Annotated in this window: 16 protein-coding genes; 9 read left to right on the top strand and 7 right to left on the bottom strand. The window is 71.1% G+C overall.

The features are described 5' to 3' along the window. The first annotated feature begins 59 nt into the window (after positions 1 to 59). The 6 genes from IEY30_RS17005 to IEY30_RS16980 all read left to right on the top strand — a co-directional run bounded on the left by IEY30_RS17005 (position 60) and on the right by IEY30_RS16980 (position 5,815). Complete coding sequence (locus IEY30_RS17005; protein ID WP_052359000.1) at positions 60 to 866, top strand: ABC transporter permease; 807 nt, start codon at positions 60 to 62, stop codon at positions 864 to 866. Next, positions 866 to 1,612, top strand: a complete 747-nt coding sequence (locus tag IEY30_RS17000; RefSeq protein ID WP_030203050.1) for an ABC transporter ATP-binding protein — start codon at positions 866 to 868, stop codon at positions 1,610 to 1,612. Before IEY30_RS17005 ends, IEY30_RS17000 begins: the two co-directional genes overlap by 1 nt. Beyond that, positions 1,609 to 3,528: a DUF5941 domain-containing protein gene (locus IEY30_RS16995; RefSeq protein ID WP_030203045.1), complete on the top strand. Its 1,920-nt coding sequence runs from the start codon at positions 1,609 to 1,611 to the stop codon at positions 3,526 to 3,528. Before IEY30_RS17000 ends, IEY30_RS16995 begins: the two co-directional genes overlap by 4 nt. Then, positions 3,525 to 4,331, top strand: a complete 807-nt coding sequence (locus IEY30_RS16990; protein WP_030203043.1) for a CDP-alcohol phosphatidyltransferase family protein — start codon at positions 3,525 to 3,527, stop codon at positions 4,329 to 4,331. The genes IEY30_RS16995 and IEY30_RS16990 overlap by 4 nt, the downstream gene beginning before the upstream one ends. An 83-nt stretch (positions 4,332 to 4,414) precedes the next feature. Beyond that, positions 4,415 to 5,341: a glycosyltransferase gene (locus IEY30_RS16985; RefSeq protein ID WP_188960162.1), complete on the top strand. Its 927-nt coding sequence runs from the start codon at positions 4,415 to 4,417 to the stop codon at positions 5,339 to 5,341. A 72-nt stretch (positions 5,342 to 5,413) separates the two neighbouring features. After that, positions 5,414 to 5,815 (top strand): FAD synthase family protein, encoded by a 402-nt coding sequence (locus IEY30_RS16980; RefSeq protein ID WP_030203036.1) that lies wholly within the window; start codon positions 5,414 to 5,416, stop codon positions 5,813 to 5,815. A 234-nt stretch (positions 5,816 to 6,049) separates the two neighbouring features. Here IEY30_RS16980 and IEY30_RS16975 read toward each other — a convergent pair whose 3' ends face one another. Then, positions 6,050 to 6,685 carry a CoA transferase subunit B gene (locus IEY30_RS16975; protein WP_030203034.1) on the bottom strand — a complete coding sequence of 212 codons (636 nt, stop codon included), beginning with the start codon at positions 6,683 to 6,685 and terminating at the stop codon, positions 6,050 to 6,052. A 1-nt stretch (position 6,686) separates the two neighbouring features. After that, positions 6,687 to 7,487, bottom strand: coding sequence for a CoA transferase subunit A (locus IEY30_RS16970; RefSeq protein ID WP_030203031.1), 801 nt, complete (start codon positions 7,485 to 7,487; stop codon positions 6,687 to 6,689). A 304-nt stretch (positions 7,488 to 7,791) separates the two neighbouring features. Between IEY30_RS16970 and IEY30_RS16965 the strand changes: the two genes are divergently transcribed. Beyond that, positions 7,792 to 9,702, top strand: coding sequence for a peptidoglycan-binding domain-containing protein (locus IEY30_RS16965; protein WP_030203025.1), 1,911 nt, complete (start codon positions 7,792 to 7,794; stop codon positions 9,700 to 9,702). Positions 9,703 to 9,713: 11 nt separating this feature from the next. Here the strand turns inward: IEY30_RS16965 and IEY30_RS16960 are convergent, their stop codons facing one another. Genes IEY30_RS16960 through IEY30_RS16945 form a run of 4 tightly spaced genes read right to left on the bottom strand, consistent with a single transcriptional unit; the run spans position 9,714 to position 12,789 of the window. Next, entirely contained in the window at positions 9,714 to 10,493 is a 780-nt protein-coding gene (locus IEY30_RS16960) for a TIGR03089 family protein (protein WP_043417372.1), read from the bottom strand. Positions 10,494 to 10,521: 28 nt separating this feature from the next. Beyond that, complete coding sequence (locus tag IEY30_RS16955) at positions 10,522 to 11,688, bottom strand: LCP family protein (RefSeq protein ID WP_030203020.1); 1,167 nt, start codon at positions 11,686 to 11,688, stop codon at positions 10,522 to 10,524. Further along, positions 11,678 to 12,106, bottom strand: a complete 429-nt coding sequence (locus IEY30_RS16950) for a DUF2304 domain-containing protein (protein WP_030203017.1) — start codon at positions 12,104 to 12,106, stop codon at positions 11,678 to 11,680. Before IEY30_RS16950 ends, IEY30_RS16955 begins: the two co-directional genes overlap by 11 nt. Continuing rightward, positions 12,103 to 12,789, bottom strand: a complete 687-nt coding sequence (locus IEY30_RS16945) for a glycosyltransferase family 2 protein (protein ID WP_030203014.1) — start codon at positions 12,787 to 12,789, stop codon at positions 12,103 to 12,105. The genes IEY30_RS16950 and IEY30_RS16945 overlap by 4 nt, the downstream gene beginning before the upstream one ends. 99 nt (positions 12,790 to 12,888) lie before the next feature. Between IEY30_RS16945 and IEY30_RS16940 the strand changes: the two genes are divergently transcribed. Together IEY30_RS16940 and IEY30_RS16935 are read left to right on the top strand one after the other, a co-directional pair. Then, entirely contained in the window at positions 12,889 to 14,994 is a 2,106-nt protein-coding gene (locus IEY30_RS16940) for a glycosyltransferase family 4 protein (protein WP_081920654.1), read from the top strand. A gap of 33 nt (positions 14,995 to 15,027) precedes the next feature. Next, on the top strand, positions 15,028 to 15,987 hold the full coding sequence (locus tag IEY30_RS16935) for a lysylphosphatidylglycerol synthase domain-containing protein (RefSeq protein WP_030203009.1): 960 nt from the start codon (positions 15,028 to 15,030) through the stop codon (positions 15,985 to 15,987). 49 nt (positions 15,988 to 16,036) lie between these two features. Here the strand turns inward: IEY30_RS16935 and IEY30_RS16930 are convergent, their stop codons facing one another. Then, positions 16,037 to 16,471, bottom strand: a complete 435-nt coding sequence (locus IEY30_RS16930; RefSeq protein WP_030203007.1) for a nitroreductase family deazaflavin-dependent oxidoreductase — start codon at positions 16,469 to 16,471, stop codon at positions 16,037 to 16,039. Positions 16,472 to 16,537 lie beyond the last annotated feature (66 nt).

Genomic DNA, 16,537 nt, shown 5'->3' with positions numbered 1-16,537 from the left:
CCTCGCTCCATCCCGTTCCACCGTCCGGACACCCGGCACACGATGAGTCAGGCAGGCACGTGACAGTCAACATTGCCCGGCAGACGCGCGGGCTCTACCGCCGGCGGCAGCTGCTGTGGACCCTCGTTCGTCGGGACCTGCATGTGCGCTACGCGAGCAGCCCCATCGGATACCTCTGGACGATCATCGACCCCTTGGCGATGGCGGCCATCTACTTCGTCGTGTTCACGGTCATCTTCAAAGCTCGAAGTGTGGGCTACCAGCCTTACGTGCTCTTCATCGTCATCGGGGTCCTCGCCTGGCAGTGGTTCCAGCTGAGTGTGACCGAGACGGCCAGGGCCTTGATCGCCGAGGCCCGGCTGGTCCGCTCGACCAACATGCCCCGGGAGCTGTGGGTGGTGCGGGTCGTCCTCGCCAAGGGGATCGAGTTCGTCCTCTCTCTCCCGGTGCTTGCCGGTTTTGCCATCTACTTCGTGGCTGTCGGGCAAGGGCACGTCAACTCGAAGCTCGTCTGGTTCCCGGTAGGGCTCGTCCTGCAGTTCCTCCTGCAGGTCGGGCTGGGACTGCTTCTTGCGCCGATCACCGTGCTTTTTACGGACACGTCGCGCATCGTGCGCATCGCGCTGCGGATGGGGTTCTACGCGACGCCCATCATCTACGGCGTCCACGCTGCGCCCGAGAGCCTGCGGACGATCCTCGCCTTCAACCCGATGAGCGGCGTGCTGGAGGCCTACCGCGCCGGCTTCTTCCCCGCCGAGCTGAACCATCGGGCCATCGTCCTGTCGGCGATCGTGTCCGGCGTCCTGCTGCTCGTCGGCTCCTACGTCTTCTCGCGCCTCGAGCCTGCAGTTCTCAAGGAGATCTGATGAAGCCCGTGATCGAGGCCCGAGGGCTCGGAGTCGAGTTCTATCGCAGCCGTCGGCGCAAGCGGTCGCTCCGCGAGATGGTGTTCAAGGGCCACACGGGAGCGCCGATCGACACGTTCTGGGCGCTCAAGGACGTCTCGTTCGACGTGCGGCCCGGCGAGGCCGTCGGCATCGTCGGAGCCAACGGCGGTGGCAAGAGCACGCTGCTCAAGATGATCGCCGGCGTGCTCATCCCGGACGAGGGTCGCGTGACCGTGCGGGGAGGCGTCGCACCCCTGATCGAGCTCACCGGCGGGTTCCTCGGCGAGCTGACTGCCCGTGACAACGTCTATCTCGCCGCTGGACTGCACGGGCTGCGCAAGCGGGACATCGACGAACGCTACGACGAGATCGTCGACTTCGCCGGGCCCCAGGTCGCTGCAGCGATGGACATGCCTTTCCGTCACTTCTCCTCGGGGATGCAGGTCCGGCTGGCCTTCGCGCTCATCACGACGCTCGATGAGCCCATCGTCCTCGTCGACGAGGTGTTGGCCGTCGGTGACCGCGCTTTCCGAGAGCGGTGCTACGTGCGGATGGAGAACATGCTGTCGGGCGGTCGGACCCTGTTCCTCGTCTCGCACAGCGAGGGTGACCTGAGGCGGTTCGCCGAACGTGGTCTCTACCTGAGCTCGGGAAGCCTGATCGCGGACGGCCCCATCGACGAGGTGATCAGTCAGTACAACGCCGACGCGGACGCGGCTTCGTGAGGCTGGACGAGCGCCCGCTCGTCGGTGACTCCAGTGCTCGGGCCGTGCAGGGGTGGTCATCGGGCGGTGACGTGGTCGTGTTGGGCGGCGTCGCCGGGAAGGACCTTCTCGAGTCGCTCGAACCGTTCGCGCTGGTGGTGGTGCATGGCGCGCCGTCGCAGGCGACCGTGTCGGCGCAGCTGGTCGCGGCCGCCGACGTGGCAGCGGGGTCGACGGACCGCCCTCTGGTGCTGGTCAGCCACGACCTGCGGATCAGTCCCGTCGGACTCCTCGACATCCTCGACTCGCCGCACGACGCCACGTCGGCGGCCGTCGTCGACGGTCCCTTCAGCCGAGCTCGGCATGCCACGTCTTCGGGGCCGGCCGGCGGCTTCACGCCCGTGCGGGTCGACGACATGTCTCGCCGGCTGGTGTCGACCGGCTCCGCGCACCACGTGGTGAGCGGACCGACCACGTATGCGGCCGGGCTGCTTCGCGTTGCTGCGGCCGACCGTCCACGGGTGGCACGGGCTCTTCGGGCGGCCGCGGCCAGCGAGTCCGCACGCCTGTCGGGCATGCAGACGATCGACCTCGCGCTCCTTGCCGTGGTCCGCGACGCCGTCGTCCCGGTGGTCGCCGTCCCGCTGACCCACCTCACCGTCGCGCGGGGGACCGCCCAGCGTCCTGGAGCGCCGGGTTCAGCGTGGCAGCAACGACTTCGGGCTGCCTCCCGCGGAAATGACGGGGTCTTCTCCACGCACGCGATACGCCCGCTCTCCCGGCGCCTCACGGCATACGGCCTCATGCATGGCTGGAGCCCCAACGTCGTGACGGGCGTCAGCCTGCTCCTCGGGCTGGCGGCGTGCGCACTGGTCACCGTGGACACTCGCTGGACCTGGGTGGCCGCCGCCCTGGTGCTCCAGATGTCTCTCGTCGTCGACTGCGTCGACGGCGAGATCGCCCGCTTCACCCGACGCAAGAGCGCGGTGGGCGGATGGCTCGACGCCGTGAGTGACCGCGTCAAGGAGTTCACCATGCTCGCTGCCGTCGCGTGGGTCTCGCTGCGGCGGGGCAACGACGTCTGGTGGCTCGCGATCATCGTGCTCGCACTGCTCGCGATCCGTCATGCCGAGGACTTCGCCTACACGACCCGGCGGCGAGCCTCGGCCATGGATGCGCCCCGGCAGGTGCCACTCGACGAGCCCCTGGACGGCGGTCCGCCGGCGGCGAGCACCGTGGTGCCCGGGCCGTCCTCCCGGCGCACCCGGCTCGTCCGCGACGTCAAGCAGGTTCTGCACTTCCCGATCGCGGAGCGGTACCTCGTCATGTCGCTCGCCCTGGTCGCCTTCAGCCCCGAGCTGCTCCTCTGGGCTCTGGCCCTCGCCTCGGCGCTCGCCCTGGCCTGGACCCAGGCGGGTCGACTGGCCAGAGCGCTGTCAGGCAGGGACGGCTTCCACGCCGGGCGGCCGGATGCGACGCTCGAGCATCTTGTCGACCTCAGTGTCCTGCCCCGACCGTCCGGCCGCCGTCGTCTCAGCTGGCAGGTCCCCGGGATCCTCATCGGGCTCGAGGCGGCATCCCTGCTGCTCGCCGCCGGGAGCGATCCCGCTGCTGGCGCTGCTGCCTATGCGTGGCTGGCCGCTGTCTGCTGGCACGTCTACGACAACGTCTACCGTCTGCGTGAGACCGGACACGGCACACCGAGGCCGGTGGTCCGGGCGACGCTGGGCGTCGAGGGGCGCATCGTCGTCCTGGCCCTGGTCGGCGGTTTCAGCGATGCCCCCGCCCTCCCGCTCCTCGTGGGTGCCGTCCTGGTGCTCGCCGTTCATGCGACCGACTCCCTTCGCGCCTGGCGCGGAGGGAGCGCCGTCGACCAGACGCAGGCCGGCCCCGGTGCCGGGGCCCGGTCCGACGGCCGAGAGGATGGCTCCCCGTGAACCACGACCCGACGGACGACCACCCGACCATTGCCGAGCTGAAGGCCGTCGCGCAACCACCTGAGCACATAGCCCGGTACAACGCCGAGCACTGGGCTGGTGCCCTCTACCTCCGACACCTCTCGATCCACGCGACGCGCGTGCTGCTGCCCACGAGGATCACGCCCAACGGTGTCACCTGGCTCATGATCGTGGTCGGCGTGTGCGGGGCGTGGATGATCCCCTTCCTCGGCCTCTGGGGTCCGGTGGTGGCGGTGCTGGCCATGCAGGTCCAGATCCTTCTCGACTGCTCCGACGGCGAGCTGGCCCGCTGGCGCCAGCGTTTCTCACCAGCCGGCATCTACCTCGACCGCATCGGTCACTACCTCACCGAGGCATCGATACCCATGGCGCTCGGCCTGCGTGCCGACGGGTGGAGCCTCGACTCACCCGCCGATGTAGGCGGTCTGACCGTCCTGGGCATGCTGGTGGCCGTCGGAGTCCTGCTCAACAAGGCGTTCACCGACCTGGTGCACGTGGCCCGCGCGAAGACGGGACGTCCTCCGCTCGAGGACGTGGTGAGCTCTGCGCGGCCCAAGGCGTCCGGCATGGCACGCCTGCGTCGCGCCTTCGACTACCTGCCGATCTTCCGTGCGTTCGTCGCTGTCGAGGCCTCCCTCCTCGCTCTCGTCGCGGCGGTGGTCGACACCGTTGGCGGTGACCTCCTCGGCACGCAGGTGCTCGTGGTGGCGATGGTGCCACTCATCGTCGTCACTGCTGGGGGACACCTGCTCGGTGTGCTGTCCAGCCGGAGGCTGGAGTGAGGGGGAAGCGGCCTGCTGGCGGCGAGTCCGGTTCCCCGCTCCCGGTGCTGCAGTGGGCCCAGGAGCACGGTGAGGTCGGCGGCGTGCGTACGAGTCACGCACAGCTGACGTCCGCCCTTCGTGCAGAAGCCATCCCGGTCGACTACGTCGACACCGGCTCGGCCCGGCGGGCGCTGTCGATGCTGCCTGCCCTCGTGCAGCGTCGCTCGCTCCATCTCCTGCACCTCACCCGCCTGTGGCGGGCCGTGCTGCTCGCGCCCGTCTTCGGGTTGCTACGGGGCCGTACCGTTCTCGTGCTCCACTCGGGGTCGACGGCGGACCAGGTCGCGCGAATGGGGGCCCTGCGGCTGAGGACCCTGGTGCTGGCGCTTCACGCCTACGACGAGATCTGGGCCGTCAACGACGACATCGGGGCGAACCTTCCTGACGCACTTCGCTCGCGCATCACGGTGGTGACACCGTTCGACTCCTCGGCCGCTCCGGTCCAGACCGACGTCCCGCGAGAGCCGCACTCGTTGGCGCTGGCCACCAACGGAGGGCTCGCCCACTACAACGCCGAGCTCGGCATCGAGACGGTCCGCCTCGTTCGCGAGCGCTGGCCGGACGCGACCCTCACCATCCTCGCCTACGGCAACGACACGCCTGAGGTCGAGCGACTTCGACGCACGGCAGAGGTGGAGCCGTGGCTCAGCGTGGCCTTCGACGCGCCACCGGACGAGGTCTCGGCAGTGCTCGCCCGAACCGGAACCTTCCTGCGCCCGACGAGCTGGGACGGTGACTCGGTCATCGTGCGCGAGGCGCAGGCTTCGGGCGCCACGGTCGTGGCCAGTGACGCCGCGCCGCGTCCCGCGGGCGTCGTGCTGGCCCCTCTCGAGGCCGGTGCGCTGGCCGTGGCCGTCACGGAGGGAGGGCCCGTGAGCGATGGCCATGGTCTGGCAACGACGTCTCTGGCAGATGCTGTCCGCGCCGTCGAGGTAGACGTACGCCCACGTCGTCTGGGTCGTCCCTGATCTCCCGGCGCGGGTACCCTCGCAGTCGACGCGCGTTCTCACCAGACGAGTTCGCATCGGCTGAGGAGAAGAGTGAGCAATCGAACCGTCATCACGTTCGGAACCTTCGACGTCTTTCACGTCGGGCACGTCAGAGTGCTCCAGCGGGCGGCAGAGCTGGGTGATCGGCTTGTCGTCGGAGTGTCCGCCGACGCGCTCAACGTCGCCAAAAAGGGGCGCGCCCCGATCTTCAACGAGGCTGAACGGCTCGAGATCATCTCTGCGCTCAAGGTCGTGGACGAGGTCTTCCTGGAGGAGTCCCTGGAGCTCAAGCGGGACTACATCCTCGAGCGGGGCGCCGACGTGCTGGTCATGGGCGATGACTGGGCCGGGAAGTTCGACTGGGTGAGCGACGTCTGCGAGGTCATCTACCTGCCCCGGACCCCGTCCGTCTCGACGACAGGACTGATCGAGCACATCGCGGGTCTTGCCTGACGAGCCTCATGGACACCTCGGGACCTCGCGAGGTCGGGCAGTGCGGCACTGCCGGTCCGGCGGCCGTGCCACGAGCGGTTCCCGGTCACCGTCAGCCTGCAGTCGAACCAGGACCTCACCTGATCTGGCTCGCACCCGTGAGGTCCCGGTCCGGTCTGACCGGCGGGCTCGACGAGCGACGACCGCCTGAGGCCGGTCCGCGCCGCGCGGGGTCAGCCGTCGGCTCGTCCCCGGCTAGAGGCCGCTGATGAGCTCGGGCTCGGTCCGCTCGCGCACCTCGGCCTCGGTCACGCCCGGCGCGAGCTCGCGCAGCACGAGGCCCTCGGGAGTGACGTCGAGGACGCACAGGTCGGTGATGATGCGCTGGACGACACCGCGGCCGGTGTAGGGCAGCGAGCACTCCTTGACGATCTTGTAGGAGCCGTCCCGAGCGTTGTGCTCCATGAGGACGATGACCTTCTTGGCGCCGTGGACGAGGTCCATCGCGCCGCCCATGCCCTTGACCATCTTGCCGGGGATCATCCAGTTGGCGATGTCGCCGCCCTCGCTGACCTGCATGGCCCCGAGGATGGCGGCGTCGACCTTGCCGCCGCGGATCATCCCGAAGCTCGTGGCCGAGTCGAAGAACGCCGCGCCCTTGCGCAGGGTCACGGTCTCCTTGCCGGCGTTGATGAGGTCGGGGTCCTCGTCGCCGTCGAGCGGATAGGCGCCGACGCCGAGGATGCCGTTCTCGGACTGGAGCACGATCTCGACGTCGTCGGGCACGTAGTTCGGCACGAGGGTGGGCAGACCGATGCCGAGGTTGACGTAGGCGCCGTCGGAGAGCTCGGCGGCGGCACGCGCGGCCATCTGCTCGCGGGTCAGTGCCATGTCAGGACTCCTGCTCGGTCGTGGTGGAGGCGGTGCGCGGGCGGACCGTGCGGCGCTCGATGCGCTTGTCGGCGGCCTGCTCGGCCGTCAGCGGGAGCACGCGCTGCACGAAGATGCCGGGCAGGTGGATCTCGTCGGGGTCGAGCTGCCCGGGCTCGACGAGCTCCTCGACCTCGGCGACCGTGATGCGGCCGGCCATGGCGCAGAGCGGGTTGAAGTTGCGGGCGGACTGGTTGAAGACGAGGTTGCCGTGGCGGTCACCCTTCGCCGCGCGGACGAGGCCGAAGTCGGTCGTGATGGCCTGCTCGAGGACGAAGGTCCTGGTCTCGCCCATCCACTCGAAGTCCTGGGTCTGCTTGGGCGGCGAGGCGACGGCGATGTTGCCGGCGTCGTCGTAGCGCCAGGGGAGTCCGCCCTCGGCGATCTGCGTGCCGACACCGGTCATCGTGAAGAAGGCGCCGATGCCCGACCCACCGGCCCGCAGCCGCTCGGCGAGCGTGCCCTGCGGCGTCAGCTCGACCTCGAGCTCGCCCGAGAGGTACTGCCGCTCGAACTCCTTGTTCTCACCGACGTACGAGCTGACCATCCTGCGGATCCGCTTGTCGCGCAACAGGATCCCGAGACCCCAATCGTCGACGCCGCAGTTGTTCGAGACGGCCTCGAGGTCGGTGAGCCCAGCGTCGTGGATCGCTGCGATGAGCACGGAAGGGATGCCGCAGAGGCCGAAACCGCCGACCGAGAGCGACATTCCGTCGCTGATCCCGGCGATGGCCTCCTGTGGGGTGGAGACGACTTTGTCCATGGCCGGACTCTATCCGCGCGGCGGGGCCGTGGTGCCGTGGGGTCGACCCACACGATCGGCCCGACCTGTGGTCGCCGAGCACGTATGCCGTGGGGCCGCCCACGCGACCGAGGCGACGTCCGTGCCCCGGTGGGAGGCCGCTCCGGAGGCCTCGGTGAATGACAGCCGTGTCATTCGACGGGCGCCAGAAGAACACCTCTGTAATTCACCGGACCGCCTTGTGGTCCCTGTGACTGGAGTGCATAAATGGTGCGGGAGTAAACCCGGATCACCACTCGTTTCCCGTCTGTCGAAGAGGTTCACCATGGCCCTGCGCCGACGCCCGCTGGGCCTCGTCCTCGCCCTTCCCGCGCTGACGGTGCCGGTGGCGGCGCAGCCGGCGGCAGCGGTCCAGGCCCCTCCGACGCGCACCCTGCCCAGCGGCCTCGACGTCTATGTGCCCTACCAGGGCCAGACGATCTGCGACCCGGTCGCCCGGCCGGGGGTGCTCGCCTTCGCCCGGCTCATGACCGCGCACTACGGCATGGGCTCGACGGGCCTCATCGGCCGCACCTGCGGCAGCGGCCCCTCGGAGCACTACGACGGGCGCGCCTGGGACTGGATGCTCAACGTGAACAACCCCTCGCAGGAGGCGGTGGCGCAGTCGGTCCTCGCCTGGCTCACCGGGCCGGACAAGAACGGCGTCAAGGGCGCCATGGCGCGCCGGTTCGGGATCATGTACATCATCCACGACCGCAAGATGTGGCGGGCGTACGCGACCGAGCGCGGCTGGGCGCCCTACTACGGCAGCTCTCCCCACACCGACCACATCCACTTCAGCTTCAACTACGACGGCGCCGCGGGGCGTACCTCGTGGTGGACCGGTGTCCCGACCACGAGCTACCTCACGTCGCTCCCGCGCGCCGGGTCGACGCTCCCGACGACGCCGCCCTCGACGCCGACCACGCCGACGACGCCCGTCCCGACGACGCCCGTCGTGCTGTCGCCGGGCATGCGGTCCGAGGCGGTGCGCCAGCTGCAGGTCCGGCTCGGCAACCTGCCCACCACGGGCTACTACGGTGACCAGACCAAGGCGCGGGTCACTGCCTACCAGGCGTTCGTCGGCCTGCCCCGCACGGGCATCGCGGACCTGCGCACCCAGGAGATCCTCGCGGCTCGCGGCTGGAAGAGCGTCACCGACGCCTACCCGACGCTGAGGCCCGGCACGACGTCCGCCGCGGTCAAGACCCTCCAGTCGAAGCTCGGCGCGCTGCCGACGACAGGCTACTACGGCAGCCTGACCCAGGCCCGGGTCACGGCCTACCAGAAGTTCGTCGGCCTCCCGCAGACCGGCATCGCCGACCCGGTGACGCAGGCCCGGCTCTGGGTGCGTGGCTGGACCGGCACCGCGGCAGCGCCCGCTCCGGCCCCCACCTACCCGACCCTGCGCGTCGGCATGACCTCGGCTGCCGTCAAGACGCTCCAGTCGAAGCTCGGCGCGCTGCCGACGACGGGCTACTACGGCAGCCTGACGGAGGCCCGCGTCAAGGCCTACCAGCGGTACGTCGGCCTGCCGCAGACCGGCGTCGCGGACGCGAGGACTCAGCAGACGCTCTTCCTGCGGGGATGGACCGGCACGGCCAGGGCGGTCGTGCTCGTGAGCCCGCCCTCGGCGTCCCCCGCGGGCGCGGTCAGCACCGTGAGCGCCGTCAGCACCACCAGCACGACCGGAAGGGTCCCCGCCATGACCGCCTACGCCAGCACGCCGTCACGCACGAGCCCCGGGGTCGCGAGCGTCGACGTCGGCACGACCTACACGGCATACAAGAGCCTGATGCTGGCGCCCGGCTCACGCGGTGCCGCGGTGCGCGTGCTGCAGCGGGCCCTGGGCGGGCTCGCGGTCGACGGCGTCTTCGGGACGGTGACGCGCGACAAGGTCGTCTCGCTCCAGCGGTCGCTGGCCGTGCCGCAGACGGGGGTCGTGACGCCCGAGCTCTGGGACGTGCTCGAGGCGCGTGACTTCCCCTTCGTGGCCGACCGGTCCACGGTGCTGCGCGCCGGCGACACGGGACCGCAGGTGGTGGCCGTGCAGCGGCTCCTCGGCGTGCGCCAGACGGGTGTCTTCGACCTCGCGACGCGTGAGGCCGTCAAGGCGGCGCAGGCGCGTGCCGGGCTGGCGAGCACCGGCGTCGTGGCCTCGCGGACGTGGTCGCTCTTCGACCGGCTGTCCGCGTGATCCCTTGAGGCTCAGGCGTTCTCGCGTGCGTCGACGCTGACACCCTCGGACGCGAAGCGGTCGGCGAGGTCGGTGCGGTCACCGCGCACGAGCACGATCGACCCGTCGGCCGACCAGGCGGCCAGGGCGGCGCGCAGGACGCGCTCGAGCCCGCCCGCGAGGGCGACGCGGGGCGAGGGCCCCCACCCGTCTTCGGGTACGACGACCGAGCCGTATGCCGTGTCGACGCCTCCCGCGACCAGGGCGACGTCGCCGGGCTCGGGGTCCGACATGGGGGAGAAGAGGTCGCCGTGGGTGGCGAGCTCACGGGCCTCGTCGACGGCGCCGGGTGCCTCGCCGGCCTCCGGGTGGCTGCGGGCCAGGGCCGGGAGCGAGACGAGCACCGCGTCCCCGCCGTGCCCCGCAGCGGCTGCGGGAGAGTCGGTGACGAGCACGTCGGCCCCGAGCACCTCGGACCCGTCCCCGTCGGATCCGTCCCCGTCGGATCCGTCCCCGACGGAGGAGACCACGACCGTCGCGCCGACCGACCACGTCGCGAGCGCCCAGTAGAGGGATCGCCAGTGCGCCGGCAGGTCGAGCCCGACCGTCGTGCCGGGTCCCGCGGCGGCGTCGTCCTGGAGCAGGTTCGCCGCCTTGGACACCCAGTTGGCGAGGACGCGGGCGCTCAGCTCGATGCGCTCGCCTGCGGTCGGTCCCGGACCGTCGTCGTACCACGTGAGACGGGGCCGCCCGGGGTCGGAGGCGACCATCCGGGCCAGGACGCCGGAGGGCAGGGTCAGCGGCGCGCTCATCGGAGCCCGCCTGTCGGCACGCGCAGCATCAGCTGTTCTTCGCTCCTTCGACCGTCGTGCCGGGAGGCGGCTCGGTCAGCGGCTCGTCGTTCTTCAGGGCGGTGAAGAGCGCCTTGGCGCGCTCGGTGTCCCACTTGACCGCCAGGGCTCCTCCGCTCGTGCGGTAGGCGAGGTTCGACGTCGGCACCGAGAGCGAGAGGCCCTCGTCGTTGCTCACCGAGCGCATCGCCTGGAGCACCCGGACGGCATCCATGATCCCGGTCTGCGTGCCGACGGCGAGGCCGGCCGCCGAGGCGTCGGCGAAGCTCTTGTAGCGCCACGGGATGAGCACGGTCGACGGCGTCGCGGCCTTCTTCATGAGCGCGCCGAGGAACTGGCGCTGGCGTGCGGCGCGGCCGATGTCGCCCAGCGGGTCCTCGTGGCGGGAGCGGACGTAGCCGAGGGCGTTGCCGCCGTCGAGCGTCTGGCAGCCCTTCTTGAGGTCGATCCCGGCCAGCTTGTCCTTCATGTCGCGCGCGACGCAGAGGTCGACGCCGCCGACGCTGTCGACGACGGCGGCGAAGCCGCCCAGGCCGATCTCGACGTAGCCGTCGACGTGGATGCCGGTGACCTGCTCGACGGTGTTCGTGAGCAGCTTGGGCCCGCCGATGGAGTAGGCGGCGTTGATCTTGTTGGAGCCGTGGCCGGGGATCGGCACGTAGGAGTCGCGCGGCAGCGAGACCATGACCGGCTTGCCGCCGCTCTCGGACACGTGCACGAGCATGATCGTGTCGGTCCGGTTGCCGGCCGCGTTGCCCGTGGCGTACTTCTTGCGCTGCTCCTTGGTCAGGCCTTCACGGCTGTCGGAGCCGACGAGCAGGTAGTTGTAGCCCGAGGTGTCGGTGGGTCGCTCGCCGTCGGGGATGTTGTCGACCTTGTTGACCGAGCCCCAGGCCTGCATGGGCACCCAGACCATGAAGCCGATCCAGGCGAGGAGCAGCACGAGCAGCGCGATGAGCACCATGCGTCCCTTGCGCCGGCGGTGGCGCGGCTCGCGCTCGGGGATGTCGCCGGGACCACCACGCCTGCCCCCACCCTCGCGGGTGTCGACGACGTCGACGTCGCTGCCGGCACCGGCGCGCTTCGGGCGGCGCCGAGTGTCGACGACGTACGCGTCGTCGCGGCCGGGGCGAGGAGTGCTCGGATCAGTCGGCATCGGCTGCCTTCACGCTCGGGGACGGAGGAACTTCGCCGGACAGTGTGGCAGCCGAACCTGTCGACTTCACGTGCTCGGACGCCGGTGGCACTTCGTCGAGGGCGATCCGCCGGGCGAGGCGGGTGTAGCGCGTCTCCATGGCGCGGAAGCGCTTGTACGTCGTCACGACGAAGCCGAGGAAGGCGACTGCGAGCCCGTAGAGGATGAGGTCGGCGCCGCGGCCGACGCCGAGCGTCTTGGCGAGGTTGGTCCACGTCTTGCTCGGGTCGATGATCGAGTAGACGACGAGCGCGAGCAGCAGCAGCAGCCCGAGACGGCGCACCGCCTGCGTGCGCTGACCGCTGCCGGCGAGCAGCCGCCACGCGATGACGACGGTCGCGAGGATGAGCAGGATCTGGATGACACTCTGTCGGCTCATCGCCAGATCAGCTCCGCCAGGATGTTGATGGCGTTCCACAGCGACTGGCCCTTGGCCCTGCTGTAGTCGGTGTAGAGGATGTGCACGGGTTCCTCCGCGTAGGCGACCTTCGCGCCGTCGAAGCGCATCGAGCCGATCTGGGCGACGATCTCGGAGGCGTGGGCCATCCGGTTCTGGGTGATGTCGAGCTTCTCGACGACGTCCCGGTGCAGCACGCGCAGGCCGTTGTGGGCGTCCGTCAGTCGGGTGCCGGTCGTGGCGTTGGTGTAGGTCACGGCCGCACGCAGGACGAGTCGCTTGCCGAGCGAGGCCTCGGTGCGCTCGTCGAGGAAGCGGGAGCCGAAGACGACCCGCACGTCGCCCTGCCGGATGCGCTCGAGCATGACCTCGACGTCGCGGATCTGGTGCTGGCCGTCGGCGTCGTAGGTCACGACGTAGCGCATGGCCGGGTCACCGAGGGCGTACTCGAAGCCGGTCTGCAGCGCAGCGCCCTGGCCGAGGTTCACCGGGTGGCGCACCACGGCCGCCCCGGCCTGCTCGGCGAGGTCGGCCGAGGCGTCGCGCGAGCCGTCGTCGATGCACACGACGTTGGGGAAGACCGTGCGTGCCTCGCGGACGACGTCGGCGATGACTGCGGCCTCGTTGTACAGCGGCACGACCAGCCACACGTCCTCGTTCTGCATGGCCCCCAGCGTAGAGGCGTCGGCGCCCCGGTCCCGACACGCGAGGCCCGCACGGCAGCACACGCCACGGCGGACGCCGGCAACTAGAGTCGGAGCACCATGACGGACGCGTTGTCACAGGGCTCCCTGTTGCGGGGCCACCAGTCCTCCGGGGCTCCCGGAGCCGCATCCCACCTCGAGTCCGTGCCCGAGGCCGACGACTCCACGGCCTCCGCCGCGCTCCGCATCGCGATCGTCGGCCCGACCCACCCGCACAAGGGCGGGGTCGCCGCGCACACGACGATGCTCGCCCACCACCTGGCGGACGCCGGTCACGACGTCACGCTCGTGTCGTGGGCCCACCTCTACCCCTCGAAGCTGCACCACGCGGACGCGTCGGTGCCCGACGGGCTCCCTGAGGTCCCGCCGTTCCCACGCACGATCCGTGCCCTCAGCTGGGCCCGCCCCGACACGTGGTTGCGCGCCGGGCGCCGCCTGCGCGACGTCGACGCGATCCTCGTGGTCCACGTCATGCCCGCGGTCGTGCCGGCCCACCTCGCGCTGCTTCGTGCAGCGGGGGCCGTGCCGGGTCTGGCCGGCCCGCGGCCGCAGTCGGTCGTCGTGTGCCACAACGTCCTCCCGCACGAGCCGCACGTCGGCGACTCCCGCCTCATGGCCGCGCTCTTCGCCCGGGTCGACTCGGTCCTCGTGCACAGCACCGATCAGGCGAGGGTCGCGCACGACCTCGGGGCGCGCCGGGTGTCCGTCGCCGACCTGCCGCCGCACCTGCCCGGGGGAGACCCCATCGCCAGGGGTCCTCGGCCGGGTCCCACGAGGCTGCTCGCCCTGGGGCTGATCCGTGAGTACAAGGGCATCGACGTCCTGCTGCGGGCCATGCGCTCGGTGCCCGAGGTGACGCTGACCATCGCAGGCGAGATCTGGGGGGCCAACCGCGGCGTCATCAGCCGGCTCGCGTCCGACCCGGCGCTCGCGGGCCGCGTCGAGATCCGCGACGGCTACGTGCCCGCCGATGCCCTCGCCGCGCTCCTCGCCGACCACGACGTGCTCGCCCTGCCGTACCGCTCCGCCACTGCGTCGCAGAACGTCATCCTCGGCCACGCGCACGGACTGCCGGTGCTCGCCTCGGACATCGCCCCCTTCTCCCAGCAGGTCGTCGACGGCGTCAACGGCCTCCTCGTGCCGCCCGAGGACGAGCGTGCGCTGGCGGGCGCGTTGCGCCGCTTGGGCGACCCGGACGTGCGCCGGCGCCTCGCCGAGGGCGTGCAGACGCCCGACCTCTCCGGCCCGTGGGCTCACTACCTGGGCACCCTCGAGGCGCTCTCCGTCGACGAGACCGTGCTGCTCGGTGACACGGGTTCGTATGCCGTCACGCCCGACCCGCACTCCGGTGACGGTCCCGAGGACGGCTTGGACGACGACGATCCTGATGACGGCGACGGTGACGACCCCGTCCGAGGCCCGGTGTCCCGACAGGCGCGGGTCGTCGCGGGCGCGGCACGGCACGCGGCCGGACGGGTGCGGCGCAGCGTGACCCGGGCCGTCGCCTCACGGCGCCCCCTCGTGACCCTGCGCCCGGACGACCTGCCCGACTGGGTGCTCGCCACCGACGTGCTCGGCGAGCCCGACGAGGCGGACGACGCCCGCCGGCTCTCGCGCATCCTCGGGCTGCCGCGCTCGCTCGACAGCGTCTCGGCGTGGGCGGCGCTCGGGGCGCTGGCGGCGATCCTGCGGGTCCGCGACGACGGCCGGCGCAGCGCCGTCATCGTCGACGAGGGCGGGACGCGGTCCCTGCTGTCCCGGTGGGCCCGGGCCGTCGGCTTCGCGCCGGTCGAGATCGACTTCACCGGGTCGCACCCGAGCGTGGCGGCGCTCGACGTCGACACCGGCTCGCTCGACGTCATCGTGCGCATCCACCCCAGCGGCTGCGATGCCGACGACGTCGACCACGTCCTCGAGCAGGCGTCGTGGGCGCTGCGCTCGGGCGGGCTGCTCGTCCTGACGATCCCGATCGGCCCGCGTGCGGCCGAGGGCGCGGTCGGCCCGGCCGACGTGCGCGGCATCCTCGCCCGTGCCCACGACCTCGGCTTCGTGCTCATCGGCGACCTCGACGGCGACGTCAACGCACGGATGCGGGAGGCGGCGTCACGGGCGCGCGCCGACGACGCGGCATACGGCCTCGTGCGTCTCAGCCTGAGACGGCGCTGAGCACCCCCGTGGGGCTGCGATGATGGGGCGGACATGACCCGCAAGAAGATCCTCACCGTCCTCCGCGTGGCCATCGCGCTCGTCACCCTCGCTGCCGTCGTCTACGCCGTCGCGCGCAACTGGGCCGACGTCTCGGTGCACCTCGACGAGATCTCGTGGTCGACGTTCCTCTGGTCCACGCTCGCTGCCGCAGTCGGCACCTGGCTGACGATGATCGGCTGGAAGACGTTGCTGCGCGACCTCGGCTCCGACCTGCACCTCGCCCCGGCCTCCGGCGTCTACTTCGTCGGCCAGCTCGGCAAGTACCTCCCGGGCTCGCTGTGGTCGGTGCTCGTCCAGGCCGACATCGCGAGCCACCTCAAGGTGCCGCGCCGGCGGACGGCGGTCACGGGGCTGCTCGCGCTCGGGCTGTCCCTGCTGACCGGGCTGCTCGTCGGCCTGCCGGCGGCGTCCTTCCTCGTCACCCGTGGGTCCTCGGGCTTCGACTGGTGGCTGCTGCTGGGCATCCCGATCCTCGTGGTGCTGTGCGTCCCGCGGCTGCTCAACGCGATCATCGACCGGATGCTGCGCACGCTGAAGCGCGAGCCGCTCGAGCACGGCCTGTCCGCCGGTGCCGTGCTTCGGGCCGTCGCGACCTTCGTCCTCGTGTGGATCTCGTTCGGCATCCACACGCTGCTGCTGGCGCGCGCGGTCGCCGGCACGGGCGCCCCGCACCCCGACCTCACCACCGCGGCGATGACGGGCTACGCCCTGTCGGTCTCGCTCGGCATGCTCACGATCGTCCTGCCGGCCGGCCTCGGCGCCCGCGAGGGGCTGCTGACGCTCATCCTCTCGACCGCGATCCAGACCCCGGCGGCCGCCGCGGTCGCGATCATGTCGCGCTTCATCGTGACCATCGTCGATGTGCTGGCGGCGCTCGGCGGCTGGCTCTACGCCCGCTCGCACCACCTCATCAGCGAGCGGCATGCCGAGGAGCGCGACCTCGCGGCCTGACGCCCGCGCAGCCGGGGCCGACCGGGGTGGTCGGGCCAGCGGCGCTCGGTCAGCGGCGCTCGAGGACGAAGACGGGGATGAGCCGGTCGGTCTTGGTCTGGTACTCCGCGTAGCTGGGGAAGGCCGCCACGCAGCGCTCCCACCATTGCGCCCGCTCGTCACCCTCGAGCTCACGGGCGTGGACCGGGAAGGTCTCGGTGCCGGCCTGCAGCTCGATGTCGGGGTGGGCGAGGAGGTTGTGGTACCACTTCGGGTGCGTCGGGGCCCCGCCCTGGCTCGCGACCGCCGCGAAGGAGCCGTCGTGCTCGACGCGCATGAGCGGCACCTTGCGCACGGCGCCCGTGCGGGCCCCCTGCATGGTCAGCAGGACCACGGGCAGGCCCATGATGTCTACGGAGTCGGTCGTGCCCGTGCTCTCGATCGTGTCGACCTGCTTGCGCACCCACGCGCTGGGACTCGGGACGTACTCACCGGTGATGGCCATGTCGGCAGGCTAACCCGAAGAGCCCGAACGGCCCCCGGTGGGTCACCGGGGGCCGTTCAGGGTCTG

The organism is Terrabacter tumescens, assembly GCF_014646815.1.
Taxonomy (GTDB): domain Bacteria; phylum Actinomycetota; class Actinomycetes; order Actinomycetales; family Dermatophilaceae; genus Terrabacter; species Terrabacter tumescens.
The sequence above is the reverse complement of the archived record's forward strand: the minus strand, read 5'-3'. Positions and strand labels throughout refer to the sequence as shown.